This window comes from Fulvivirga maritima, from assembly GCF_021389955.1.
Classification (GTDB): Bacteria; Bacteroidota; Bacteroidia; order Cytophagales; family Cyclobacteriaceae; genus Fulvivirga; species Fulvivirga maritima.
This window is the reverse complement of sequence record NZ_CP089980.1, coordinates 2,983,518-3,006,697: the sequence shown is the minus strand read 5'-3', so window position 1 is coordinate 3,006,697 and position 23,180 is coordinate 2,983,518. Positions and strand designations below refer to the sequence as shown.

Annotated in this window: 27 protein-coding genes; 14 read left to right on the top strand and 13 right to left on the bottom strand. The window is 38.5% G+C overall.

Translation table 11 applies throughout. The features are described from left to right. Nucleotides 1–12 precede the first annotated feature (12 nt). The 3 genes from LVD15_RS12900 (at nt 13) to LVD15_RS12890 (ending at nt 2,946) form a co-directional block, all read left to right on the top strand. Nucleotides 13–1,401, top strand: a complete 1,389-nt coding sequence (locus LVD15_RS12900; RefSeq protein ID WP_233780733.1) for an MATE family efflux transporter — start codon at nt 13–15, stop codon at nt 1,399–1,401. 53 nt (nt 1,402–1,454) lie between these two features. Then, the gene (locus tag LVD15_RS12895) at nt 1,455–2,075 is read left to right on the top strand and encodes a sigma-70 family RNA polymerase sigma factor (RefSeq protein ID WP_233780732.1); all 621 of its coding nucleotides are present in this window, start codon (nt 1,455–1,457) and stop codon (nt 2,073–2,075) included. Between the two features lie 97 nt (nt 2,076–2,172). After that, nucleotides 2,173–2,946, top strand: coding sequence for an acyl-CoA desaturase (locus LVD15_RS12890; RefSeq protein WP_233780731.1), 774 nt, complete (start codon nt 2,173–2,175; stop codon nt 2,944–2,946). Between the two features lie 160 nt (nt 2,947–3,106). Here the strand turns inward: LVD15_RS12890 and LVD15_RS12885 are convergent, their stop codons facing one another. Further along, nucleotides 3,107–4,282 (bottom strand): IS4 family transposase, encoded by a 1,176-nt coding sequence (locus LVD15_RS12885; protein ID WP_233777142.1) that lies wholly within the window; start codon nt 4,280–4,282, stop codon nt 3,107–3,109. A 182-nt stretch (nt 4,283–4,464) separates the two neighbouring features. Here LVD15_RS12885 and LVD15_RS12880 point away from each other — a divergent pair, with 182 nt between their 5' ends. The 8 genes from LVD15_RS12880 to LVD15_RS12845 all read left to right on the top strand — a co-directional run bounded on the left by LVD15_RS12880 (nt 4,465) and on the right by LVD15_RS12845 (nt 12,185). After that, entirely contained in the window at nt 4,465–4,758 is a 294-nt protein-coding gene (locus LVD15_RS12880) for a hypothetical protein (RefSeq protein ID WP_233780730.1), read from the top strand. A 259-nt stretch (nt 4,759–5,017) separates the two neighbouring features. After that, entirely contained in the window at nt 5,018–5,626 is a 609-nt protein-coding gene (locus tag LVD15_RS12875) for an SET domain-containing protein (RefSeq protein ID WP_233780729.1), read from the top strand. Between the two features lie 51 nt (nt 5,627–5,677). Continuing rightward, the gene (locus LVD15_RS12870; protein ID WP_233780728.1) at nt 5,678–6,232 is read left to right on the top strand and encodes an acyl-CoA thioesterase; all 555 of its coding nucleotides are present in this window, start codon (nt 5,678–5,680) and stop codon (nt 6,230–6,232) included. Nucleotides 6,233–6,314: 82 nt separating this feature from the next. Further along, nucleotides 6,315–7,040, top strand: a complete 726-nt coding sequence (locus LVD15_RS12865; protein WP_233780727.1) for a lysophospholipid acyltransferase family protein — start codon at nt 6,315–6,317, stop codon at nt 7,038–7,040. Beyond that, entirely contained in the window at nt 7,037–7,324 is a 288-nt protein-coding gene (gene gatC, locus LVD15_RS12860) for an Asp-tRNA(Asn)/Glu-tRNA(Gln) amidotransferase subunit GatC (protein ID WP_233780726.1), read from the top strand. Before LVD15_RS12865 ends, gatC begins: the two co-directional genes overlap by 4 nt. Before the next feature lie 9 nt (nt 7,325–7,333). Further along, nucleotides 7,334–10,354: a tetratricopeptide repeat protein gene (locus tag LVD15_RS12855; RefSeq protein WP_233780725.1), complete on the top strand. Its 3,021-nt coding sequence runs from the start codon at nt 7,334–7,336 to the stop codon at nt 10,352–10,354. A 30-nt stretch (nt 10,355–10,384) separates the two neighbouring features. Further along, complete coding sequence (gene gcvT / locus LVD15_RS12850) at nt 10,385–11,467, top strand: glycine cleavage system aminomethyltransferase GcvT (protein ID WP_233780724.1); 1,083 nt, start codon at nt 10,385–10,387, stop codon at nt 11,465–11,467. Nucleotides 11,468–11,477: 10 nt separating this feature from the next. Further along, nucleotides 11,478–12,185, top strand: a complete 708-nt coding sequence (locus LVD15_RS12845; protein WP_233780723.1) for a 2-phosphosulfolactate phosphatase — start codon at nt 11,478–11,480, stop codon at nt 12,183–12,185. Here LVD15_RS12845 and LVD15_RS12840 read toward each other — a convergent pair whose 3' ends face one another. Genes LVD15_RS12840 through LVD15_RS12820 form a run of 5 tightly spaced genes read right to left on the bottom strand, consistent with a single transcriptional unit; the run spans nt 12,186 to nt 14,585 of the window. Then, on the bottom strand, nt 12,186–12,512 hold the full coding sequence (locus LVD15_RS12840; protein WP_233780722.1) for a nucleotide pyrophosphohydrolase: 327 nt from the start codon (nt 12,510–12,512) through the stop codon (nt 12,186–12,188). Further along, entirely contained in the window at nt 12,509–12,961 is a 453-nt protein-coding gene (gene dtd / locus LVD15_RS12835) for a D-aminoacyl-tRNA deacylase (RefSeq protein WP_233780721.1), read from the bottom strand. The genes LVD15_RS12840 and dtd overlap by 4 nt, the downstream gene beginning before the upstream one ends. A 6-nt stretch (nt 12,962–12,967) precedes the next feature. Next, nucleotides 12,968–13,630 (bottom strand): NAD-dependent epimerase/dehydratase family protein, encoded by a 663-nt coding sequence (locus LVD15_RS12830; RefSeq protein ID WP_233780720.1) that lies wholly within the window; start codon nt 13,628–13,630, stop codon nt 12,968–12,970. Nucleotides 13,631–13,643: 13 nt separating this feature from the next. Beyond that, complete coding sequence (locus LVD15_RS12825) at nt 13,644–14,063, bottom strand: YkvA family protein (protein WP_233780719.1); 420 nt, start codon at nt 14,061–14,063, stop codon at nt 13,644–13,646. Then, nucleotides 14,064–14,585: a DUF7935 family protein gene (locus tag LVD15_RS12820; protein ID WP_233780718.1), complete on the bottom strand. Its 522-nt coding sequence runs from the start codon at nt 14,583–14,585 to the stop codon at nt 14,064–14,066. A 163-nt stretch (nt 14,586–14,748) separates the two neighbouring features. Here LVD15_RS12820 and LVD15_RS12815 point away from each other — a divergent pair, with 163 nt between their 5' ends. Next, nucleotides 14,749–15,066 (top strand): HesB/IscA family protein, encoded by a 318-nt coding sequence (locus LVD15_RS12815; RefSeq protein WP_233780717.1) that lies wholly within the window; start codon nt 14,749–14,751, stop codon nt 15,064–15,066. A gap of 27 nt (nt 15,067–15,093) precedes the next feature. On the opposite strand, the gene folB is transcribed toward LVD15_RS12815, so the two are convergent. From folB to LVD15_RS12800, 3 genes are read right to left on the bottom strand one after another with little or no spacing between them, the layout of a single operon-like run. After that, nucleotides 15,094–15,450: a dihydroneopterin aldolase gene (folB, locus tag LVD15_RS12810; protein ID WP_233780716.1), complete on the bottom strand. Its 357-nt coding sequence runs from the start codon at nt 15,448–15,450 to the stop codon at nt 15,094–15,096. Next, nucleotides 15,450–16,529, bottom strand: coding sequence for a DivIVA domain-containing protein (locus LVD15_RS12805; protein WP_233780715.1), 1,080 nt, complete (start codon nt 16,527–16,529; stop codon nt 15,450–15,452). Before LVD15_RS12805 ends, folB begins: the two co-directional genes overlap by 1 nt. Before the next feature lie 31 nt (nt 16,530–16,560). After that, nucleotides 16,561–17,478 (bottom strand): WD40 repeat domain-containing protein, encoded by a 918-nt coding sequence (locus tag LVD15_RS12800; protein ID WP_233780714.1) that lies wholly within the window; start codon nt 17,476–17,478, stop codon nt 16,561–16,563. 60 nt (nt 17,479–17,538) lie between these two features. On the opposite strand from LVD15_RS12800, the gene LVD15_RS12795 reads away from it, so the two are divergent. Both LVD15_RS12795 and LVD15_RS12790 read left to right on the top strand, forming a co-directional pair. After that, a complete protein-coding gene (locus LVD15_RS12795; RefSeq protein WP_233780713.1) occupies nt 17,539–18,177 on the top strand; it encodes a 4'-phosphopantetheinyl transferase superfamily protein in 639 nt (212 codons plus the stop codon). Between the two features lies 1 nt (nt 18,178). After that, on the top strand, nt 18,179–18,751 hold the full coding sequence (locus LVD15_RS12790) for a redoxin domain-containing protein (protein WP_233780712.1): 573 nt from the start codon (nt 18,179–18,181) through the stop codon (nt 18,749–18,751). A gap of 8 nt (nt 18,752–18,759) precedes the next feature. Here the strand turns inward: LVD15_RS12790 and LVD15_RS12785 are convergent, their stop codons facing one another. From LVD15_RS12785 to LVD15_RS12770, 4 genes are all read right to left on the bottom strand, one after another. Further along, nucleotides 18,760–19,620 carry a transglutaminase-like domain-containing protein gene (locus tag LVD15_RS12785; RefSeq protein ID WP_233780711.1) on the bottom strand — a complete coding sequence of 287 codons (861 nt, stop codon included), beginning with the start codon at nt 19,618–19,620 and terminating at the stop codon, nt 18,760–18,762. An 8-nt stretch (nt 19,621–19,628) separates the two neighbouring features. Beyond that, complete coding sequence (locus LVD15_RS12780) at nt 19,629–21,251, bottom strand: acyl-CoA carboxylase subunit beta (RefSeq protein ID WP_233780710.1); 1,623 nt, start codon at nt 21,249–21,251, stop codon at nt 19,629–19,631. Between the two features lie 160 nt (nt 21,252–21,411). Beyond that, the gene (locus tag LVD15_RS12775; protein WP_233780709.1) at nt 21,412–22,365 is read right to left on the bottom strand and encodes an MlaD family protein; all 954 of its coding nucleotides are present in this window, start codon (nt 22,363–22,365) and stop codon (nt 21,412–21,414) included. A gap of 7 nt (nt 22,366–22,372) precedes the next feature. Further along, nucleotides 22,373–23,176: an N-acetylmuramoyl-L-alanine amidase family protein gene (locus tag LVD15_RS12770; protein ID WP_233780708.1), complete on the bottom strand. Its 804-nt coding sequence runs from the start codon at nt 23,174–23,176 to the stop codon at nt 22,373–22,375. Nucleotides 23,177–23,180: the final 4 nt, after the last annotated feature.

Here is a 23,180-nt window from a genome sequence, read left to right as displayed (position 1 = left end):
CGCCTGGAGAGCATGAAGAAGAAATTATTTATTGGCCACCTCAAAAAAAACTTAGTACTGGCCCTGCCGGTAATGATAAGTCAGTTGGGGCACATGATGGTTAACGTGGCTGATAGCATGATGGTAGGGCAACTAGGAGCTTTACCATTGGCAGGAGCCTCTCTGGCCAATGTTATTTTTAACCTTATTCTTATGTTTGGAATAGGGGTTTCTTATGCCATAACTCCACTTGTGGCAGCGGCTGATGGTGAGAAAAATACTTCAAAATCAAGTGAATATTTGAAACATGCCTTTCTTATTAACCTGATTACCGGCTTCCTCCTATTTTCTCTGGTGAAAGTAGGCGGCAATGCTCTGTACCATTTTAACCAGCCTGAAGATGTGGTAAATATATCACTACCATACCTTAATATCATTACACTTTCTATGGTGCCTCTCATGATATTCCAGACTTTCAGACAATTCGCAGAAGGACTATCACATACTACTCAGGCCATGGTGATAGTTATAGGCTCTAACCTTATCAATGTAGGCCTTAACTACCTGTTTATTTATGGATATGAGCCCCTAAACATACCCATGATGGGGCTTAACGGCGCCGGCTGGTCTTCTTTAATTTCAAGGATTATTCTGGCTTTATGGATGGCATATTATATTTATAAAGGAAAACCATTTCAAGAATTCAGAGCTGGGTTTAGTTTCAAAAATTATAAAGCAAAAATCATTAGAAGGCTCTTATCACTAGGACTCCCTGCAGGCTTTCAGTTTGTATTTGAAGTGGGCGCATTCGGGTTTGCGGTAATTATGATCGGCTGGCTGGGAACTAAACCTTTAGCCGCCCATCAAATAGCCATTAATCTGGCTGCTATTAGTTACATGATGGTTTCAGGTCTTTCGGCGGCAGCAACAATACGAGTAGGAAATCAACTAGGCAAAAAGAATATTCATTCATTGAAAATGGCCGCTTCGACCCTTTTCATCATGTCACTCATTTTCATGAGTTTCACCGCCATTGTTTTTATTGTTGGTAGACATTGGCTTCCTTCTCTATACATCAATGATCCTGAAGTAATAGAGATGGCCTCTACTTTACTCATTATTGCTGGTTTTTTCCAACTTTCTGATGGCATACAAGTAGTTAGCCTTGGTGCTTTGCGCGGCTTGGCAGATGTAAAAGTACCCACCGCACTCACCTTTATAGCCTATTGGGCACTGGCATTACCTTCAGGCTATTACCTTGCATTTGAGCTTAATATGGGGCCAAGAGGAGTTTGGTACGGATTATTAATAGGTCTCTCCTTAGTAGCTATAATTATGATCACCCGATTCTACTTTTTGGTAGGCAAACTGGGCATAAAATGGTCTACCCCAAAATACCCTACTGCTAATCGAAATTTATAGATTGACCGTTTTATAATTCACTTTTCACGTAATTCGGCTTATCTTTGTTATTCATGAATACAAATCAGACGATAGCGCTATACCAGCCAGTATTGCAGCAGATCGCCTTAAAAATGGTAGGATCTATTGCTGACGCTGAAGATATAGTTCAGGACACCTTCCTGAAGTGGCTTACTGTGAATCATGAAAAAATAGAAAATACTAAGGCCTATCTTATCAGGGCGGTAACTAACAACAGCCTCAATCATTTGGACGCTCTTAAGAGAAAAAAGAATGAATGCCTGCAAAATATTAAACCTGCAGAGCTGATAGATTGGTACAAGGAAAAGGATTTATTCCATTTTGACATGGAGAATGAAGTATCTGCCGCCTTAGATATTATTCATAAAAAACTAGAACCTGTAGAGAAAGGCATTTACGTACTGAGAGAGTTTTTTAACTTCGAGTATGAAGAGTTGCAGCATATTTTCGACAAGAAAAAAGATAACTGCAGACAGCTATTTAGCAGAGCCAAAGATAAACTGACACAAGAAACTGGTAAGATTAAATTAGATCTACCTCAAACCCACTTTATAGAAAATTTCAAAAAGGCCTGCCACATAGGCTCCCCTGCTGATTTCATAAAAGGAGTAAAGCAAGAGATCCTTGAAAAGCTGGAAGGAAAATCTTTTTAAAAAAATTCTCACCTTTTTGTCACAAACTTAAAAACCGCCTGTCTTTATATAAAACGGGGAGTTACAGCCCACAATAACCACATTAAACAACTAATTGATGGAAGTGATATTAATATTTTTTGTAGCGCATTGGTACTTGTCTTTGTTTTTCCAGACATTTTTCCTGCACCGGTACGCTTCCCACAAAGCCTTTACTATGAGCAAAGGTTGGGAAAAGGTTTTCTTTATTCTCACTTGGTTCTTCCAGGGATCAAACTACCTCAGCCCCTACGGCTATGGAATAATGCACCGCATGCACCATGCTTATGCTGACACACCAAATGACCCTCACTCACCAAAATATGATGAGACTATCTGGAAAATGATGTGGAAAACCAAAACTATTTATTCCGACATCACCAGTAAAAAAATGACTGTAGATGCCCGCTTCACTCAGGACGTTCCTGAATGGGAAGCATTCGATAAATTTGCTCGCTCATGGGTTTCAAGACTGATATGGGCCGCTATTTATGTAGCTATATATTGGCAATTTGCTACCGTATGGTGGTTATGGTTATTGCTACCTGTTCAATTTTTATTATCTCCTATTCACGGTGCTATCATTAACTGGTTTGCTCACAAATATGGATACACTAACTTCAAAGTGGGAGATACTTCTAAGAACTTCCTACCATTAGATTTCTTAATGATGGGTGAGAGCTATCATAATAATCACCACAAACATGGTAACAGACCTAACTTTGGCGGTATCAGATGGCATGAAATAGATCCTACTTATTTAGTGATTAAAGTGCTAGACGCAGTGAAAATCATCAAAATTCAAAAATATAAAGAAGTAGAGCTAACAGAAGTAAAAAAGGCTGCAGCCTAAAAGTATTTAAACTTCTATTTTAAGAGCCTGTCTCTAAAGCAGTTACTTGATCAGTCAACATCACATTGATACTCGAAATATCATTTCATCAATGCTGTCCTAAATAAATTGGTTTGTTGAAATTTTCTTTGTTGAGATATCTTTCCTTTGCAATTTGAACTTAATTTGAAAATAGATCCCCCTGTATCACATCTAGGAGTGGTTCTTTATGTACTTCAAAGGGTTTGTCGAGCCACTTTTGAAGCTCAATTTTAACAAAAATATTGAGCCGTATAAAGGCCACTAGGTTTGATAAGTGCCAGCCATATTTTGCCGTTGCTTTCATTACTTTTAGTAGCAGTATTGTAATCAATGCAGTCCATATTTGTATCATCACTGCATTTTTGGAAGTGCCCACAAAAGTTTTTATATGCAGTAATTGCTTGATATCTCTGAAAAACACCTCTATCTCCCACCTGGCCTTGTATAGTTCTCCGATGGTCTGTGCTGCCCACTTGAAGTTGTTAGTGATGACTTCAATGGTTTGCCCGTTTCTCTCATCCCAAACCACCACTCGTCTTAGCGTTTTTGGATATTTAGCCTTGGACTGGGCGTTGGACAGTTCTATCTCCTCATCTTTGAGCACATGCTGTGCAGTGTGCTCTGGCAGGTCCCGTTCTTTGATAGAGGTATAAGATAAGTTCTTTTTATGCCTGATGACAAAATACACCCCGCTGCTGTCCCAGACGTTGATCATCGGAAAATCATTGTAATAGCGGTCGGCCACGATCACTGCCCCTTTCTCCAATGGGATACCATAAGCCCCTTTGTTGTCGGCCACACTGCCTTCGGTAATGTTCACAAAAACAGGGAGCTTTCCATCATAGTCCAATAAAGTATGCATTTTTACAGCTCCTTTTTTTGTCCGAAAGGTAGCCCAGTCAAACACCGAAAGGCACAGGCTGATAACGGTGGCATCCAGCAGGTATACCGGAACCTTGACCTTCAGTTTTACCCGTCTCAGAGCTGCCTGCTGTCCTAAACTTTTCAGCAGTGAATAGTACAGATCTTTGAATAAATCCGCATCTCTACGCTTGTTTTGGTAGCTTACACTTGACTTGGACGGAGCTTTCCTAACACCCAAATGGTTGAGGTTTCCTGTTGCAGAACGAAGCCCATTGGAGATGTCTCTGACCGATGTGCTCTTGGCAAAATGGCAAAATAGCATGGATACCAAATGAGTCCAGCTATTAAAACCCTTACATCCTTTGTCGGCTTGTTTTTCCCGTACCAATTTATTGAAAATAGACCGATCAATCTTTTTAATAATCTGAGAAAAGAGTGTAATATTACTCATGAGAGGCGTGTGTTTTTGGAGTCAAACCTAAAATAATCTTTTTAGGCTAAATTCACGGCCTCTCATTTATTATTTAGGACGCTATTGTCATTTCATAAAAATTAATGTATATTTCGAGCATCAATCTGACTTAAAAGTTGCTTTTAAGACAGGCTCTTATTTTTTATACTTACTTATATATTATGTTAGAAATTTTTGCTATCATCTTTATCTGCCGAAAGAATTCGGAGATTGTTAAAAACAAAGGCCTTAAACCTACTAAATACATCATTTTCACCGTTGTTCTATGGATTCTTTTTGAGGTCTTAGGTATGTTTCTCGGGATGATTGTAGTACAAAATTCGGCTGCAGGCTACATATTTGCTTTATTAGGTGCTGCTCTGGGCGGCTTCATCGCCTATCAAATAGCTAAGAATGCTGCTCCTGCAGATAATACGCAAGAAATAGACAATGTTTTAGACTCCGGTCTGAGATAGGTTATTATACACTTTAAACAAGTGAGGCTGGCGCAAAAGTTAATTCAATTTATGTTGAAAGACCTATACTTTTGATCCAGCCTTTTATTTTCCCAAAACAGCTTCTTCATTCGCCATACCTCATTATTTCTCATACCCTTTTAAACGGAAGAAACCCTTGCTTGAGCTGTAAATTTTCTCAGCTGAAAGAAAAAATATTTAAAACCAGGCGTCTTAAATAACAATATAATATTTAAATCATTATCTTTTATCTACTAATATGATAATCGATCTAATGATTCACCCTAACACGAAACTCCAATACATCAGCAAGGCTCTGGGGTATGGAGTAGTCGCCACTAAATTTATTCCGGCAGGCACTATTACTTGGGTTTTAGACCAACTGGATCAGGAGTTTACCCCTATGCAGGTAGATGAGATGGATGATATATACAAAAACATTTTAGATGTATATTCATATCGTAACAACAAAGGAAATTATGTTCTCTGCTGGGACAATGGACGTTTTGTCAACCACAGTTTCAATTCCAATTGTTTCACCACACCTTATGAATTTGAAATAGCGGTAAGAGACATTCAACCAGGAGAACAACTGACCGATGACTATGGCTACCTCAACGTTAGTTCACCTTTCAGAGGCATACCAGAAGGTACCAAAAGAAAAGTGGTTTACCCTGATGACTTAGTGAAATACGCCAAGGTTTGGGATAAAAAGCTGGCGCCTGCTTTCATGAAAATTTTATCTCATGAGCAACCTCTAAAAAGACTTTTTACTGAAGAAAAGTGGGGTAAAATAGAATCAATTATGGCTGGAGAGCAAGCTTTAGACTCACTGCTTACCTGCTATTATCAGGAAGCGGAGGCATAAGACATGCCTATGGTTTTAGTGGTTTTTTAAAATTAATGCTATCTTCATGCTATGCAAGCAGGAAAAAGAGTTAGTTTTTCAAAAACCACTATTACCGAATTAATGATTCCCTCCTATGCTAATTTCGGAGGTAAAATTCATGGAGGCATTCTCCTTTCGCTCATAGATAAGGTAGCTTATGCATGTGCTTCAAAACATGCCGGAAATTATTGCGTAACCGTATCTGTAGATAATGTTGAGTTTCTACAACCAGTAGAAGTGGGTGACCTGGTATCGTTACACGCTTCTGTTAACTATGTAGGAAAAACCTCTCTGATAGTAGGCATTAAGGTAATAGCTGAAAATGTAAAACAAGGCAGTGTAAAGCACACTAACACCTCCTATGTAACCATGGTGGCTAAAGATGAAGACGATAAACCTACGCAAGTGCCGCCACTTATTTTGGAAGAAAGCGAAGAAGTGAGACGTTTTTTCGAAGCCATGAAAAGGAAAGAACTCAAGTTTTCATTCAATAAAAAAATGGATGAAACCAAAGAAGCCATGAACCTAAAAGAAGCCATAGAGCTGCTGAGCGATCAAAAATGTGATATACGGCTACCTCGATAAAATTAGGTCAGTAGCAGCCGTAATTAAATTATAACATTTATATTCGCCATCATAATCATTCATTTTTAACAGTTATTTGCCCATGAAATTCATACGCGGTATTCATGCTGCCTATGCAATGCTCATTTTTGGTTTGTCTTTTTTGGTGTTTTTCCCTTTACTGATGATCCCGATTATCTTTCCAAAACACCATCACCTGGTTGGAGTCTTTAACCGCTGGTGGGCTATTGTTTTTCTTTCCCTCATTTTTATTCCTTTTGAAAATGACATCAGGTATAAAAGAGAAAAGAATAAGAATTACATTTTCTGCCCTAACCATTTCTCTTACCTAGACATTCCGTCTATGGGGCTCAACCCTGAAAACAGCATCTTTGTAGGTAAGAATGACATGGAGAAAATACCCTTTTTCGGCTTTATGTACAAAAAACTACATATTACAGTAGATAGAAATAGCCTTAAAAGCCGTTATTCCACCATAGTAAAGAGCGGTCAAGCTATAGAAGCAGGAAAAAGCCTTACTATCTTTCCGGAGGGAGGCATACTTACCAAAGAGCCTCCAAATATGACTCGTTTTAAAGATGGTGCCTTTAGAATAGCTATAGAGAAACAAATTGACATTATTCCTGTAACTATTCCCTTTAATTGGATAATTTTGCCAGAGCAAACTGTGCTGCCACGGCGACGTAAAATGAAGATCATATACCACGAAGCCATCAGCACTAAGGGCTTAACGCTCGAAGACGTTGACATGATCAAGCAAAAAACTTATGATGTCATAAGTGCGGAATTAAATAAAACTGTTGCATGAACATAGACAAAGACCTTCTGAATAAAATCGCCCATCTGGCCAGGCTTGAATTTGATGAGAGCACTGCTGAAGAAATGATGGCAGACATGACGAAGATCCTTACCTGGGTAGAAAAGCTAAATGAACTCGATACTGATGACATAGAGCCACTTACCACTATGTCTCATGAGGTAAATGTATTGCGTGAAGATGAGGTGAAACCGCACCTGAGCCACGAACGCGCCCTAAAAAATGCCCCTAAAAAAGACTCCGACTATTTCAGAGTTCCTAAAGTACTAGAGTAAATTATAACTATGCAATCCAGGTTATTTTGGAAGGATTGGCCTAAGCCTCTTAAGACCATATATTATATTCTCTTAACCCTGGCTTTAGCCTCCATATTGTGGTTTGCTTTTAATTACATCATAGGTGCTGAAGGCGCTATCGGCTGGGAGACCCTGGCCAAAACGGAAAGAGTAAAAGTACTCATAGATTCCTTTAAACTAGGGCCATTTACACTCAGCACGGCAGATGACAATATTTTATTTCTGCAAACCTTCACCAGTCCTGAAGTACACGTTAATGCCTTCTCCTATTACTGGCTTTTAGGTATTACCGTATTAGGCATGGTGGTTTTTATCACCATCGTATCTGACCTCAGCAATTTCTGGTTCTTTGTAGGCCTCACTATATTTCTGGGCATACTGGTGAATTTTAAATTTGAAATTCTGCTACTTATGGGCAGTTCTGATAAATGGGGACTGATCATAGCCATTATCTGCTACCTCCCAATTAGTTATTACTTTAACAGAATCAACAATACTATTTCCTTCACCACCAGGTTGACTATTTATACAGTCATCACTCTGGCATTAGGAATAGGCATTTATTTTACGGCTGAGGTCGACAAGCCATTCCTATACATGGCTACTTATGGAGTTATCAACCCATTACTAGTATCTCTACTCTTCATAATAGTAGTGGCTCATGAGATCATTGCTGGTTTTGTGTACATATTAACAAAATCAAATAGCGCCTCCTCTAAAAACACTATCACACATTTCTATGTGATATCCGCCATTTATATTGTAAACGTTGTACTACTTTACTTACGTGAAAGACATATAGTGGAATGGGACATCATATATCTGAACCTATTCCTGCTACTCACTATTTCTGCTATTTTGGGCATTTGGGGATTTCAGCAAAGAACAGTTCAGTTTAAAAACATATTGAACTCCGAGTTTAATGGAGCACTGCTCTTTATCATCATGTTTATCTGCTGCTTTTGCACTATCGCTCACTTTGCAGCCACCTTTAATGATCCTGCCATTGAGATTTTCAGAGACATTATTGTGTATTCGCATCTTGGCTTTGGCATTATATTTCTAATATACATAACCAGTAATTTTATAGGGCCATTAGGCAATAACATGCAAGTATATAAAGTGCTGTATGCGCCTACCCAAATGCCTTATTTCACTTTTTGCTTTGCTGGCCTTATAGCCTCATCAGCTTTCCTTTTCTCTGCAGGATGGAAAATCACTGTAAACCAAGGCTATGCCACCTATTATAACGGTATTGCAGACATGCACTATCTTAATGGTGAGCTTACATTGGCCGAAGCTTACTATAAACAAGGTGCACTCTTTGGCTATAATAACCACAAATCACACTTCATGCTCGCTTCCATTTCAGAAAAGAAACAGGACGACATACAGGCAGTGGTTAATTACAAACAAGCTATAGCTAAAAACCCGACACCACAAGCCTATGCTAACCTAAGCAGCATTTACAATGATCAGGATAGGTTTTTTGAGGCACTCTTTAACCTGAATGAAGGTTTGGACAAATTCCCTAAGCATCCTTTACTGGAAAACAACCTGGGCATAGTGTACTCTAAAACCAATATTACTGACACCGCACTATTTTATTTGGATAAAGCCATCAATGAGCCTGAAGCCAAAAAGGCAGCTCAAAGCAATCTGTTAGCTCTTTTAGTAAAGAATCAAATTCCAGTAAATGCTGATTCTCTTTTCGAAGAGTTAAATATTGCCAATGATCTTATTTCAATAAATAATAAGCTAGCACTCAAAAATCAACTCAGAGAACCTGCCTCATCTCACTTCTCTCCTTCTGATTCAGTGCTATCATTTTTAGAAGCTTCTGTATTATATAATCAGAGTTTCAATCACCTCTTTGCTGAAGATTCACTCAACAGTGCCTCCATTTTAGCACTTACTGATAACGATGCAAATGCTTCCACCTATGAAATGTTATCTTTTGCGCTGAGCATCAATTGGTACAAGCAAAATAATATTAACGATGCCTTTAGAAAACTGAACTGGCTGGCTAACAACAGCCCGTATAGCGAAGGCAAGTATTTTAATACGCTGGGACTATGGGCATTGGAGCAAAATGCGCCCGAGATAGCCGCCAAGCATTTTAAATGGGCTGAAGAACAATATTCCAAAGAAGCTACTTATAACAAAGCCATTGCTTTAACGGAAGCTTCTCAGATACCTTTGGCTATAGAAACCTGGCAAAGCCTGGCTGAGTCTGGCGACCAAAAGACCAAAGAAATAGCTGCTACCATGCTTACTATTTTAAATCCCAAACAACCAGACTTCAATCTACTGCCTGAAAACCAAAAGTATCTATTCTTAAGGTATCAACTCAACTACAGAGACACTACGCTTTTCAATCAACTGGTAAACGGGCTTACAGACAGTAATTATAAAGGCCAGGCCATTTTAGATATGTCTAAGAAGCTATGGAAAAAAGACCTAGAAGAGGCCGCTGTGGCATATTACACCATGCTCTCTGGCCTGCAAATAACAGACAAGTCGCTTTTTGAAAGCATACAATGGTATGAGCTGAAAATGCTGGCGGCACAAGGTAACGTCAGGGGACTCGGCACTAAGATTAATCAGGGAATTACCTTTGATAAGGCTCATAATATAGAAAGGCATTATTACACAGGGCTCATCAATGAAGCCAGTGGAGACACTTTGCAGGCACGTAAAAACTACGAGGCTATCGCATATATGAATCCTTTCAAAGAGGAAGCTACTATAGCTGCCGCTAATTTTATAGGCATGCAAGATAAGTTTGAAGCCTACAACATTCTCCTGAATGCTATAGAAATTAACCCTAACTCGGTGAGGCTATTGAAGGCTTATATTTTACAATGTGCCCGCGTAAAACTATCCAACTATGCAGAGCTGAGCCTTCAGGATCTAAGAGCTTTGATATCGGCAAATGCTTATAATAGCTTTGTAAATAAATATAACCAGCTGGTAAAACAGGTGGAAGAAGAGGACGCTAATTTTTAAAACTGGCCTTTGGCCTTAACACAATAACCCATGGATTTAAAAAAAGTACAGCTAAACGACATACACGAAAAACTAGGCGCTAAGATGGTACCATTTGCCGGATACAACATGCCGGTAAGATATACCAAAGACATTGAAGAGCACAATAAGGTGAGAAATAGTGTGGGTATTTTCGATGTATCTCACATGGGTGAATTTATGCTCAAAGGCCCAAAGGCTTTGGATTTAATCCAGAGAGTAACCAGTAATGATGCTTCTAAAATTGTTATCGGTCAGGCCCAATACTCTTGCCTACCCAATGAAGATGGCGGCATTGTAGATGATCTCTTGGTTTATAAAATGGCCGAAGAAGAATACATGCTGGTAGTAAATGCTTCTAACATAGAAAAAGACTGGAACTGGATTTCTAAATACAATACAGATGACGTGGAAATGACCAACATTTCTGATGACATGTCATTATTTGCTGTACAAGGCCCTAAAGCCACACAGGTTTTACAAAAACTAACTACAATAGATCTTTCTGCTATCAAATTCTACCACTTCACCGTAGGCACTTTTGGTGGTGTACAAGATGTTATCATGTCAGCTACAGGCTACACCGGAGCTGGTGGTTTTGAGATCTATGTAAAAAATTCTGATGCCGAAAAAATATGGAATGAAATACTAAAAGCCGGGGAGCCAGAAGGTATTCAACCTATCGGATTAGGCGCCAGAGACACCCTCCGTATGGAAATGGGTTTTTGCCTTTATGGAAATGACATAGATGACACCACTTCTCCTCTGGAAGCCGGTTTAGGATGGATCACCAAATTCACTAAAGAGTTCACTAACTCAGCAGCGCTTAAACAACAAAAAGAAGAAGGCATTACTAAAAAACTGGTAGGCTTTAAAATGGAAGACAAAGGTATTCCTAGAAAAGACTATGAAATTCATGATGCTGATGGCAATGTAATAGGCCGTGTTACTTCAGGCACTATGTCTCCTACGCTGGGTCAAGGCATAGGACTAGGCTATGTTAAAAAAGAGTTTGCTTCACCAGAAACTGAGATTTTCATTTCAGTAAGAAACAAGCCTTTAAAAGCTCTGGTTAAAAAATTGCCTTTAATCTAAAACGCTGTTAATGAAGACTATTGATGTATGTTTGAGCCCTGAGCTCATTCATCTATTTGATTTGAAGGGTAAGCTGGTGGTGATCGTAGATATTCTGCGCGCCACCTCATGTATGACTACTGGTATGGCTCATGGAGTAAAGGGTATTCGTCCTTTTGCTGATCAGGATGCTTGCCGCGAAATGAAAAAGCAAAATTACTTTTTGGCTGGAGAAAGAAACGGTATCAAAGTGGAGGACTTTGACTTGGGCAACTCTCCTTTTGACTATATGCAAGAAAAAGTGAAAGGCCATAAAGTAGCAGTAACCACTACTAACGGCACAGTAGCCATTGAAAAATCGGCTGATGCTGATGAAATAGTAATAGGATCATTCTTAAACATTACAGCTATAGCTGAATACCTTAAAAATCAGGACAAAGATGTAATTGTATTCTGTGCTGGCTGGAAGGGCAAGGTAAACCTAGAAGACTCACTCTTCGCCGGGGCTTTGGTAGCTAAATTAAAAGATGATTTCGAATCTGCTTGTGATGCCCCGCTGTTTGCTCAAGCGGCTTTTGAATACACTGAAGACAAATTGCTAGAAGCGGTGAAAAACTCATCTCATGCCAAGAGGTTAAATGGCATGAACATTCATGAAGATATTGAATTCTGCATGAAGCTAGATGAATATGAGGTAGTGCCCGTAATTAGAGATGGAGAAATTACGCTAAGCAACTAATTACTTTAGCTTCTCATTGTTTTTATGCCTGTCCTTATCCCGGATAGATTTCTTCTCCAGGTTCTTTTTAAAGGCCTCTGTTAAATCTATTCCGGTTTGATTGGCCAGGCATATCAACACCCATAATACGTCAGCCATTTCATCTCCCAGATCTTTATTCTTATCTGATTCCTTTTCAGACTGCTCTCCGTATCTTCTGGCCATTATTCTAGCCACTTCCCCTACTTCTTCCGTAAGGATAGTCATATTAGTAAGCTCGTTAAAATACCTCACTCCAGTGGTGTTAATCCACTCATCTACTATTTTCTGGGCTTCTTCTATCGTCATTTTTTGTCTTTGGAATCAATAATTATGGTTACAGGGCCATCATTTACCAGGCTCACCTTCATATCAGCACCAAATTCACCGGTTTGAATTTTCTTGCCCATATCTGTTTCTACCTGAGCTATAAACTTTTCATATAAAGGAATAGCCACATCTGGTTTGGCGGCTTTTATATAAGAAGGCCTGTTACCTTTTTTAGTACTAGCGTGTAACGTAAACTGACTGATCAGCAGGATATCACCATTTACATCTTGTACACTTTTATTCATTACGTCATCTTCATCATTAAAAATGCGCATGTTAGTAATTTTCTTAGAAAGCCACTGAATATCTTCATTATCATCAGCATCTTCTATACCTACCAACACCATAAGTCCTGCACCAATCTCTCCTTTAACCTCGCCTTCTATTTTTACTGAAGATTCTGAAACTCTTTGAACAACTGCAATCATCTAAAACTAATATTTTTGTAAATCTTCTGATTCATGAATGTGAACTCCGTGTGTTTTCTCTTTTGCTGAAGCCAACATGGCGCGTGCCACCTTCACTGATTCTATAGGTTTATACTTCATCAATGGCCCTACAAAAGCAAAAGAAAACAACTTAGACATAACAGTAGCCGCAGCTTCTCCGGGCCTCTTTTCTTCTCTATCTCCCAAAAGTAAAGAAGGTCTGAATATATGAATTGAGTTGTATTTCATATTAGCCAAAGCTTCTTCTACCTCTCCCTTTACCCTATTATAGAAAAAAGTAGATTTCTTATCAGCTCCCATTGCTGATATTAGCAAATACTGCTTAGCTCCTTGCCGGAGTGCTTGCTCAGCTACTTTTAAGGGATAATCAAGGTCAATTTGTTTGAAAGCCTCTTTATTTCCGGCCTTCTTAATAGTAGTACCCAAGCAGCAATAAATATCATCAAAAGTAAGATCAGCCAATCGTTCACCAACATTATCATAATCAGCAATGATAGTTATAAGCTTATCATTACTAATCTCCAACTCATGGCGACTAACGGCATATACCTTATCATAATATGCATCACTTAATAACACCTGAAGGAGTTGATTGCCGATAAGTCCGGTACTGCCTAACACTAAGGCTGACTTTGAAGTATTGTCCATTTCTAGTTAACCTCTAACTTCCGCCAATGTTATTTTTCTGAAGCTCTTCCCAATCGAGAAAGCGGTCTATTTCCACCTGAATCTTTTTATACACCCAGAGCATAACTCCAAAGTCATCTACCATACCAGTTACAGGAATAAAATCAGGAATAAGATCTATGGGCATTACAAAATAGATGAGTGCAGCTATAGCCAGCAAAATACTACTGGTTTGGACATCTCTATACTCACCATTGATATAGGCCCTCACCATACGCACCAGAGTAAGTGCGTTCTGAAGTGGCCTGTTGTTTTTGTTCTTATCCAGAAACTGCTGAATTTTCTCCATAGCTCTCTTCAAAAGGTCATTGAGCTTACCTCTGTTCTGATACATATCAGAAGCCATCTGCTGTGCCTTTCGAAAAAATTTATTATCCTGACCTGGGCTACTCATTTAAAATACTTGTCTTATTTCATTTTTTAAGGCCAAAAGCGCTGCTTGTATTTTATCATCATTCTGACTCACCGACTTCTCAAAAAGCTGCTTAGCAAGATCCAGATTATTGGCTTCTGGCTTTAACTCACTCATAGCCTCATTAATCATGGTAATGAGCCCTTCTTTAGCATTCTTCACCATTTCCCACACTTCATCACTCATATAGAGCTGCTGAGAAACGTTATGATTATACTCCTCTCGTATTTCATTAATCATAATCTGCTGAAATTCTCTGGCAGTGTATTTACCATTATTTAAACGTAAAATGAGACTATTGAGTGTAATTCGCTCTAAAAACAAGCACACTCTTTCGTAAGCATGTAATCGGTTAGGCAATACTGTTTCTATACTTTTGCCTCTTATTTCCATACTTTGCTTGGTCAGTTCTTTATCCAAAAAAGATTTCACCACCAAATACATAGCATATAATACTATTGCCGCCGGTATTAATAGCTTAGCAAATTCAATAACTAATTCCATATGTTTTAATTGTTCTGTCTCTAAATTAATGAATTCGATGAGTTTACCATCATAATATTTCTACTACGAAGATATCATGCTTGTGCATGATTTAAAAAGTGTGAATTCCGAAATTAATTTTTTCTTTTCTAAGTTTACAAATAGAAACATAAACGAGATACGCATGGATGGATTAGTGCCGGTAACGCTTACCCCAAAAGCAGTAGAGGAAGTAAAAAATATTATGACAAACAAGAACATCCCTGAAGGCTATTCTCTGAGAATAGGCATAAAAGGATCAGGAGGATGTGCCGGTTTTACTTATATGCTGGGCTTTGACCAAAAAAAGGATGCAGACTTAGAATACGAGCAAGACGGAATACCTGTATTGGTTCAGAAAAGAGAAACCATGTATTTACTGGGATTGGAAGTAGATTTTTATGAAGGAGCTGATGCTCGTGGATTTACATTCGTAAAAACAGGAGAGAAGGTATCTCAATAATTTTAGATGCTTCTCCCCTCTTAATGCTTATCGCTTAGCCTTAAGTGTTACTTTAGACTCTCTACATTCTCCACCGATAGGCGGGTTAAATTTAGATAATGATACTTTCACCTTATCTACCGCCTTTATTTCGCTGAGCACACGATCAGTTATTCTTTTCACTACATGTTCTAGCAGTTTGGAAGATATTCCCATTTCTTCCTTCACTATCTTGTAGAGCTGCTCATAGTCTACCGTATTCTCAAGATCATCATTTTCGGCTGCTTTTATAAAAACGGTCTTTACCGATATGTTTACTTCAAACTGATTTCCTTTTTGTCGTTCCTCGTCATAATAACCGTGGTATGCCTTAAACTTCAGGCCTTTCAAAGCTACTTTACCCATTACTCTATATCATCAAAAAATGATGTGCTCTTATTATTCTTTTTAACTGTATTTTTCTTAACTGTATTCTTTTTCACCTCTTTAGGTCTCGCTGGAGCTGACTCAGCTACTGGTTCAGGCTTGGGCTCAGGTTTCTCCTCCACTATCTCTTCTTCAGGCTCCTCCTCTGGTTCAGGTTCCAACTCCTCTTCTGCCTCGAAATGATCTTCCTCCTCTTCTTCAGAGTCGTTTTCATATTCTGGCTCAGGGGATGCTTCTGCTACAGGCAGCTCCTCTTCTTCAGGTTCTTCTTCCTGATATTCCTCCTCTTGCGGCTCTTGTTCTTGCTCTTGCATATACCTGCGCCTATAATCCTCTTCCATCCTTAGCAGCTCTTCTCTATCAAGCTCAGGCTCTTTTTTAGGTTCTTCTTTAGACTCCTCAGATTCGGAAGGAATATTCCCTACTACTTCAAATTTTATTTCATTAAGCGTTTCCTTTTCGAATTTAAGGGCACTTTTAGCGGCCTTATCAATGGATTCACGCTTAATACGTAGCATTTCTTCTTCTATATTAAACTTCTTTTTATGAGCCTTCACTCGCTCCACTTTGTCTAAAGCTTCAGTGGCAAAAGTTTTAATATCAGACAGTAGATCTTCTTTAGCATTATCAAGAGTTCGATACATCTGGGCGATGGTTTTCACCTCGGCTTCCATATCTTCAATGGTAGTTCTGGATTTAATCTCAGCCTCTTCCATGATGTCTTTGGCCTTATTTTTAGCATCATTTAGTAATGCTTCTGCCTTCATCTGGGTTTCTCTCAGGTGCAGCTCGGCCGTTTTGGTAGCCTGATCTATCATATTAGCTCCTGTATCTTCAGCAGTCTTCAGGGTTTTGAACAATGAGTTCTCCACTTCCCGAAGTTTTTCCACCTCCTTTTCAGAAGCCTCTAATTTTATTTTCAGTTCTTTATTTTCATCAACGAGCTTCTCCCATTCTTGTGACATAGTCACCAAAAAAGCAGTAACCTCGTCTTTATCTAAACCTCGAAATGCTTTCTCAAATGTTTTTTGTCGTATTTCTAAAGGCGTAATTTTCATAGCATAATTTTGAGTGTAGTTAAACCAACTATTAATTATTAAACTGGATATCCCATACTGATATTGCCCTATCGTCTCCGGCACTAATCAAAAGGTTATCATACTTAGACCACAATAATTTGTTTACAGAAGTTCCATGTCCTGCATGTCGGGCCTTATCTATAACCTTCAACAAACGAAAGCTATTATTATCCCAAACTTTTATGGATTTATCCATGCTACAAGTTACAAAATGTTTACCATCAGGACTAAAATCCAAATGATTAATGGCAAACATATGCGCCACAATATCTTCTAAGAGCAAATATCCTGCTTTACTATCCCATATTTTCAGGTATGCGTCTCTTCCTGCGCTCATTAAAAACTGATTATGAGGCGAGTACTTCAGAGTAAACACTGAGTTCTCATGAGCATCTAACTCATACTTCAGCTCAAAATCCACCAAGGAAAAGATCCTAATTTTGTTATCACTATACCCTACTGCCATCTCCTCTAAGGTTTCATTAACAGCAATAGTTCTGGCACTATATTCAGTAGCAGGTATTTTGTATACTACCTTCAGATCATCCACATTTACTATGGTCACCGTTCCGTTTTTATCTCCTATAATTAGAAAATCACGGTAAGACTGTATATCGAATATGGCTTCATCAGTAAGCTTAAGAGAACCTACTTCTTTTCTATTTTCCCAATCTATGATATGAACACCGTCATAGTTATGCCCTACAGCCAGCAGGTTTTTAGATTGCATGTAATGCAAGGCATAAATAGAATTAGGTAATTTAGCTACCAGTTGTCCGTTTTCAGAAGCCTCCAGGTTCCAGTACACCACCATGCCATCACCAGCACCTGAAAAGAAAATATGATCATACTGCGTTCTTTCCAGCGTATACACACAATCATTATGTCCGGTAAAGGTTTTGAGTTTGGAAACGTTAACTTTGCCCATGAATAATGATTATTTTACAAAATTTTAAAGCAAAGAAGCAAGTTTCCATTCAGTAATCAAATGCCACTTCATAAAATCGAAAAAATAAATAGCACCAGATTTCTAGCATTATGGCACATAGATGAATCTTACCAAGATTTGTTTGAAGCTGTAAAAAAAGAAACTGATGAATACACTATGCTCAGTACCTTCAGGCATGAAGATAAAAAGAAAGAGTGGCTTGCCGGCAGGCTCACTATTATGGCTTTATGCCAAAAGCTCAACTTAACTTACCATGGTGTTATAAAAGATGAGCATGGCAAACCTTATCTTAAGAACTGCGATGCCGAGATTTCACTCTCTCATTCATACCCCTATGTCTCTATATTGCTGGACCTAAAAACTGATGTAGGCATAGATTTGGAACAAAAAAAGGCTAAATTGATTAAAGTTCAGCACAAATTTCTCACTGAAGAAGAAGCTGAAAACGCCAATAATGCAATAGAAAAGCTAGGAGTGTACTGGTGTGCTAAAGAGGCTTTATATAAGATTTGTAGCTCTGAAAAACTTTCTTTTAAAGATAATATCAGAATAGCTCCCTTTGATTTAGACACTCAAGGCAAATTGTTTGGCAAAATAATTGTCAATGGTATTACCAAAAGCTACCAATTAGAATATAGAGTAGAAGAAAACTATATTTTAGCTTTTAACATTGATTAAAATGAATAAGATATTGATCATAGCATTATTAAGTATAGTACAGCTGCCATTGGCTTTTGGCCAGAAGGTAGATGACTTTACTTTAACAGATGTAGCCAACAATAAAAAAGTATCACTCTCTGATTATAAAGACAGCAAAGGAGTGGTTATTATTTTCACTAGTAATGTGTGCCCTTACTCTGTTTACTATGAAGGCAGGATCACTCAGATTATATCTGAATATAGCCAAAAAGGAATCAGCTTTCTTTTGATTAACTCTCACAATGAAGACAAAGAGTCTGACAGCGATATGGAGAATAAAATCAATACCTGGGGCATTTCAGTTCCTTACCTATCTGACAAAGACCAAAAAGTAATGAATGCTTTACATGCAAGTAAGAGTCCACATGCTTTTATACTTAAAAATAATGGAGGCAGTTTTTCTATTTTCTATCAAGGAGCCATAGATAACAACCCTCAGGTAGCCTCAGATGTAAAAGAGCAATATTTGAAAAATAACCTTGACAACCTGCTTTCCGGCAAATCTGCAACAAGTAATGTTAGGCCTATTGGCTGTATGGTGAAAAGGGGATAACTCCCCTTTTAAATTCCTAAATGGCCGTGATCTCCTACGCTTTCAAGCAAAGTTTTTATTTCTTCTGATTTAGCATGATCACCTATTTTATCAAAAGAAACCACTAAATTTCTCAACGCTCTCAGCACAATATCTCTGTTATCGCATGGCTGATAGAAAGTCTCTTCAGGATTTATTCTCAGCTCATGGATATAATTATCTATATCATCCTTAGAGAAAATAAGGCCTCTATTAAAAGCATTAATGTAAAACTGAGAGTAGTTTTCATTTTCACTCTTATAGGTAAGGATAAACAGGTTGGGTAAATTAACGCCATATACAGGCATTTTGAGCTTTCTTGCTACTAGCATATACAGCACACAAAGAGAAATAGGATTTCCTTTTCTTGACTCCAACACAATATTTATCATGGAGTTACTAGGAGAGTGAAAATTCTTGGTGTTAGCTCCAAATTTCAGCTTACTAAAAATAACACTATTCAAAAGCTTCACCTGATCATAAGGATGAATATCCGGCTTAAACTCTAACCAGGCATCATAATATATTTGTTCCAGATCCTGTTTGAGCTTAGTGAATTCCAGATCAGGATATTGATAAGTGGCCACTATCCACATCCCTTCCAGCAAATCAGGCTCCTCTTCTGAAAACCAATTAATTAAGCGTTCCTGTATCAGATCAAACTGCAAAACATGGATCAGCTCTTCAATTCTCTCCTGAACCAAAGGATTTAAATTACTCTCCCACTCTGTTTCTAAGATGGGGATCATGCTTCCTCCTAATGATATGATTTTCTTTTCTACATGCGAAATGATTTCCGCATCTTCATCATCCAATAACGATACTAAAGCCTTCAGTTCTTCTTGTTTCATTCAATAATTTAAGTTTGTATAACGCCAACATTAAATTTCTCCACAGGCGCATGATTGGCCGCCTCTATGCCCATAGTTATTACTTTTCGAGTATCTCTGGGGTCAATAATGCCGTCTACCCACATTCTTGCAGCTGCATAATATGGGCTTAATTCTTCATTATATTTATCCGTAATTTCTTTTAAAAGAGTTTCTTCTTCCTCTTTAGATATTTCTTTACCCTGAGCTTTCAGCGTAGCTACTTTTATTTGCAGCAGTGTTTTTGCCGCAGAGGCACCACTCATTACTGCCATTTGAGCCGAAGGCCAGGCATAAATCAGCCTGGGATCATAGGCCTTGCCACACATAGCATAATTACCTGCCCCATATGAATTTCCCATAATAATGGTAAACTTAGGTACAGTAGAGTTAGCCATAGCATTCACCATTTTAGCTCCATCTTTAATTATGCCGCCATGCTCAGCTTTACTTCCCACCATAAAGCCGCTCACATCTTGTAAAAACACCAAAGGTATCTTACGCTGATTACAGTTCATAATAAAACGAGCAGCTTTATCAGCAGAATCAGAATAAATGACGCCTCCCATCTGCATTTCTCCTTGCTTGCTCTTTACTACTTTCCGTTGATTAGCCACTATACCCACAGCCCAGCCATCAATACGTGCATAGCCACAAACTATGGTTTTTCCGTAAAGCTCTTTATACTCATCAAACTCACCACCATCAACCAGCTTTTTAATGACATCCTTTACATCATAAGGCGCTGCTCTATCTTTGGGGAAGGTACCCAGCAAATCATCCATAGCTTCAGGCTTCACCACCTCTTCTCGGTTAAATCCGGCCTTAGTGGTATCCCCCAGTTTATCGAAAAGTGATTTTATATAATCGAGGCAAGCCTCATCATTATCAAACTTATTATCAGTAACACCAGAAATTTCACAATGAGTGGTGGCTCCACCAAGGGTTTCGTTATCTATATTTTCTCCAATAGCGGCCTTCACTAAATAAGAGCCCGCTAGAAAAATAGATCCTGTTTTATCTACTATCATAGCCTCGTCTGACATAATAGGCAGATAAGCCCCTCCAGCAACACAGCTACCCATTATAGCCGCTATCTGCACTATTCCCATTGCCGACATTTTAGCATTATTCCTAAACTGCCGTCCAAAATGTTCTTTATCAGGAAAAATTTCATCTTGCATCGGCAGGAATACACCAGCACTATCCACTAAATAAATGATAGGCAAGTGGTTCTCCATAGCTATTTCCTGGGCTCTCAAATTCTTTTTGGCAGTGATAGGAAACCAGGCTCCGGCCTTCACAGTAGCATCATTGGCCACTATAACGCACATACGCCCCTGCACCTTAGCCATAACAGTTACCACACCTCCTGACGGGCAGCCTCCTACATCGGCATACATGTCCTCACCGGCAAGCAGCCCCACTTCCAGCAGGTCACTGTCATCATCTACAAGGTAGGCTATTCTCTCACGAGCGGTTAGCTTACCTTTACCATGTTGCTTTTCAATTTTCTTCTCTCCACCCCCAAGCTTGGTCTGATCGCTCCTTTTTTTAAGCTGATAGATTAACTGCTTGAGGTGGTCTTCATTTTTATTAAACTCAATATTCATAAGGGGTAGCGCACAGTACCAAAAGCTCAGAGTTACAACGCTGAGCAATCAGCTTCTGCTTTTATTTTGTGTAAAAAGAGATTTCGTCTCTTATAAATTTAACACAAAACAGGCAAAAAACCAGTGGCTATATATTGAAGGAGAAGATCAGAAGCAGCTGTTAATCTTCTGCTTCCTCTTTGCGGTTTCTTTCTATCTTAGATTTTTTTCTACCAAAAGGTGAGAAGAAATCTTTGGGCTGAGTATCAAGGTGGATGAGCAACTGATCAAGGGTCTCAACCGTATTGTTGAGGTTGTTATAAAGCGAATCTTCATTGATAAGCTTACCCAGTGTGCCTTCATTTTTAGAAAAGTGTTCAATAGCTTCATTTAAGTTAGTAAGCGCTTCGTTGGCCTTATCCACTGTTTGGTTAAGCTCCATTCTTTTTAAAGAATCACTAAACTCAGTGAGGTTACTTAACAAAGGACGGGTTTGCCTTAAAGTGGTATTAAGCTCACCTCCTACCTCATCAAAAGTGCTATTAATAGATGCTAAATTTTGCTTTACATCTACAATGGTAGCATTTAAAATAACAGGAGTCTTTTCAAAGCTATCCATCATCCTGTTAATCTTCTCGCTATTACCATTAAGGTTATCTAAAATGGCATTTATTTTCTTAATAGTAGCTTCCAGGTTGTTGGCTACTGGCTGAGCGCTCTCAGCCAAAATATCAGCAATACCTTTATCCAACACAGCTATAAGGGTGTCTCCTGGCTGCAGTAATTTCTGGGGATTTCCTGTACTCAGAAGAATGGACTTATTACCAAGAAAATCACTATTTAGCTTTGCCGTAGCTGAGTCTCCTAAAAGGATATCTCCGCTAATATCCATTTCTACCAATATTTGGTCATCGTGATTTTGAAGTAAGTTAATTCGACTCACTCTACCCACAGCAAAACCATTTACCAGCACAGGGTTAGACACACTTAATCCATCTACATTTTCATAGATAGCATAGAATTTATTATTAGAAGAGAAAAAGTCTTTTCCTTTCAAATAGTTAAAGCCTAAATAAAGTATGGCGATTGAGAATACCATAAATACGCCTACTTTTAATTCTTTTGACACCTTCACTTAATCATTATTTATTTAAAGACTCTATTTCATTTTTATAGTCTCGGAAAGCTCTAAAGATTCCAGAAGCTATGTTACCTTGAACAGACGAATCGTTAAGTTGTTTTTCCTCCGTACTGTTGGAAAGATAGCCAATTTCTACCAGAACACTAGGCATAGCCGTACTCCATAATACATACAAGCTAGATTGCTTTACACCTAAGCTATGTCTGCCTGCTCTGCTTTTAAATTGATTCTCTATCTGCGTTGCCAAGTAAATACTTTTTTCTTGAAAAGCAGACTGAGTTAATGAAAAAAGAATATAGGATTCAGGAGAATTAGGATCGAAGTCATAAGTTTTCTCATAGTCTTCCTCTAACAGGATCACTGAGTTTTCCCTTTTGGCTACTTCTAAATTTCTACCTGTGTTCTGCGCCCCCATCACATAAGTTTCTGTACCCCTAATTTGGTTCTTCCTGGTGGTACTTACATTTTCAGGCAAGGAGTTAGCATGAATAGAAATAAAAACATCAGCTTTATTTTTATTAGCTATCTCAGCCCTGCCTCTGAGGGTCACAAAAGTATCATCATCTCTGGTGTAAATGACTTTTACATCAGGTAAATACTCTTCTATGTAGCTGCCTAATTTAAGCGCTACTTTTAATACAAGGTCCTTCTCCTTAGTGGTACTACCGTGAGTACCAGGGTCGTGGCCACCATGCCCAGCATCTATTACAACTGTTTTTACTTTAAAATCAGTTTTTTTTATCTGAGAAGATGAACTTAGCAAGGTTATTGCTAGGAGAAGAAAAACTATGGTAATATTCTTCACAATC

Bases quoted from the DNA above. Each gene is read 5' to 3' on its own strand.
- LVD15_RS12780 (WP_233780710.1), bottom strand. From the start codon at position 21,251: ATGAATATTGAGTTTAATAAAAATGAAGACCACCTCAAGCAGTTAATC.
- LVD15_RS12795 (WP_233780713.1), top strand. From the start codon at position 17,539: ATGCCACTTCATAAAATCGAAAAAATAAATAGCACCAGATTTCTAGCA.
- LVD15_RS12900 (WP_233780733.1), top strand. From the start codon at position 13: ATGAAGAAGAAATTATTTATTGGCCACCTCAAAAAAAACTTAGTACTG.
- LVD15_RS12870 (WP_233780728.1), top strand. From the start codon at position 5,678: ATGCAAGCAGGAAAAAGAGTTAGTTTTTCAAAAACCACTATTACCGAA.
- gatC (WP_233780726.1), top strand. From the start codon at position 7,037: ATGAACATAGACAAAGACCTTCTGAATAAAATCGCCCATCTGGCCAGG.
- LVD15_RS12845 (WP_233780723.1), top strand. From the start codon at position 11,478: ATGAAGACTATTGATGTATGTTTGAGCCCTGAGCTCATTCATCTATTT.
- gcvT (WP_233780724.1), top strand. From the start codon at position 10,385: ATGGATTTAAAAAAAGTACAGCTAAACGACATACACGAAAAACTAGGC.
- folB (WP_233780716.1), bottom strand. From the start codon at position 15,450: ATGGGTAAAGTAGCTTTGAAAGGCCTGAAGTTTAAGGCATACCACGGT.
- LVD15_RS12895 (WP_233780732.1), top strand. From the start codon at position 1,455: ATGAATACAAATCAGACGATAGCGCTATACCAGCCAGTATTGCAGCAG.
- LVD15_RS12855 (WP_233780725.1), top strand. From the start codon at position 7,334: ATGCAATCCAGGTTATTTTGGAAGGATTGGCCTAAGCCTCTTAAGACC.
- LVD15_RS12815 (WP_233780717.1), top strand. From the start codon at position 14,749: ATGGATGGATTAGTGCCGGTAACGCTTACCCCAAAAGCAGTAGAGGAA.
- LVD15_RS12820 (WP_233780718.1), bottom strand. From the start codon at position 14,585: ATGGAATTAGTTATTGAATTTGCTAAGCTATTAATACCGGCGGCAATA.
- LVD15_RS12840 (WP_233780722.1), bottom strand. From the start codon at position 12,512: ATGACGATAGAAGAAGCCCAGAAAATAGTAGATGAGTGGATTAACACC.
- LVD15_RS12885 (WP_233777142.1), bottom strand. From the start codon at position 4,282: ATGAGTAATATTACACTCTTTTCTCAGATTATTAAAAAGATTGATCGG.
- LVD15_RS12790 (WP_233780712.1), top strand. From the start codon at position 18,179: ATGAATAAGATATTGATCATAGCATTATTAAGTATAGTACAGCTGCCA.
- LVD15_RS12830 (WP_233780720.1), bottom strand. From the start codon at position 13,630: ATGGACAATACTTCAAAGTCAGCCTTAGTGTTAGGCAGTACCGGACTT.
- dtd (WP_233780721.1), bottom strand. From the start codon at position 12,961: ATGATTGCAGTTGTTCAAAGAGTTTCAGAATCTTCAGTAAAAATAGAA.
- LVD15_RS12865 (WP_233780727.1), top strand. From the start codon at position 6,315: ATGAAATTCATACGCGGTATTCATGCTGCCTATGCAATGCTCATTTTT.
- LVD15_RS12825 (WP_233780719.1), bottom strand. From the start codon at position 14,063: ATGAGTAGCCCAGGTCAGGATAATAAATTTTTTCGAAAGGCACAGCAG.
- LVD15_RS12800 (WP_233780714.1), bottom strand. From the start codon at position 17,478: ATGGGCAAAGTTAACGTTTCCAAACTCAAAACCTTTACCGGACATAAT.
- LVD15_RS12880 (WP_233780730.1), top strand. From the start codon at position 4,465: ATGTTAGAAATTTTTGCTATCATCTTTATCTGCCGAAAGAATTCGGAG.
- LVD15_RS12875 (WP_233780729.1), top strand. From the start codon at position 5,018: ATGATAATCGATCTAATGATTCACCCTAACACGAAACTCCAATACATC.
- LVD15_RS12785 (WP_233780711.1), bottom strand. From the start codon at position 19,620: ATGAAACAAGAAGAACTGAAGGCTTTAGTATCGTTATTGGATGATGAA.
- LVD15_RS12805 (WP_233780715.1), bottom strand. From the start codon at position 16,529: ATGAAAATTACGCCTTTAGAAATACGACAAAAAACATTTGAGAAAGCA.
- LVD15_RS12890 (WP_233780731.1), top strand. From the start codon at position 2,173: ATGGAAGTGATATTAATATTTTTTGTAGCGCATTGGTACTTGTCTTTG.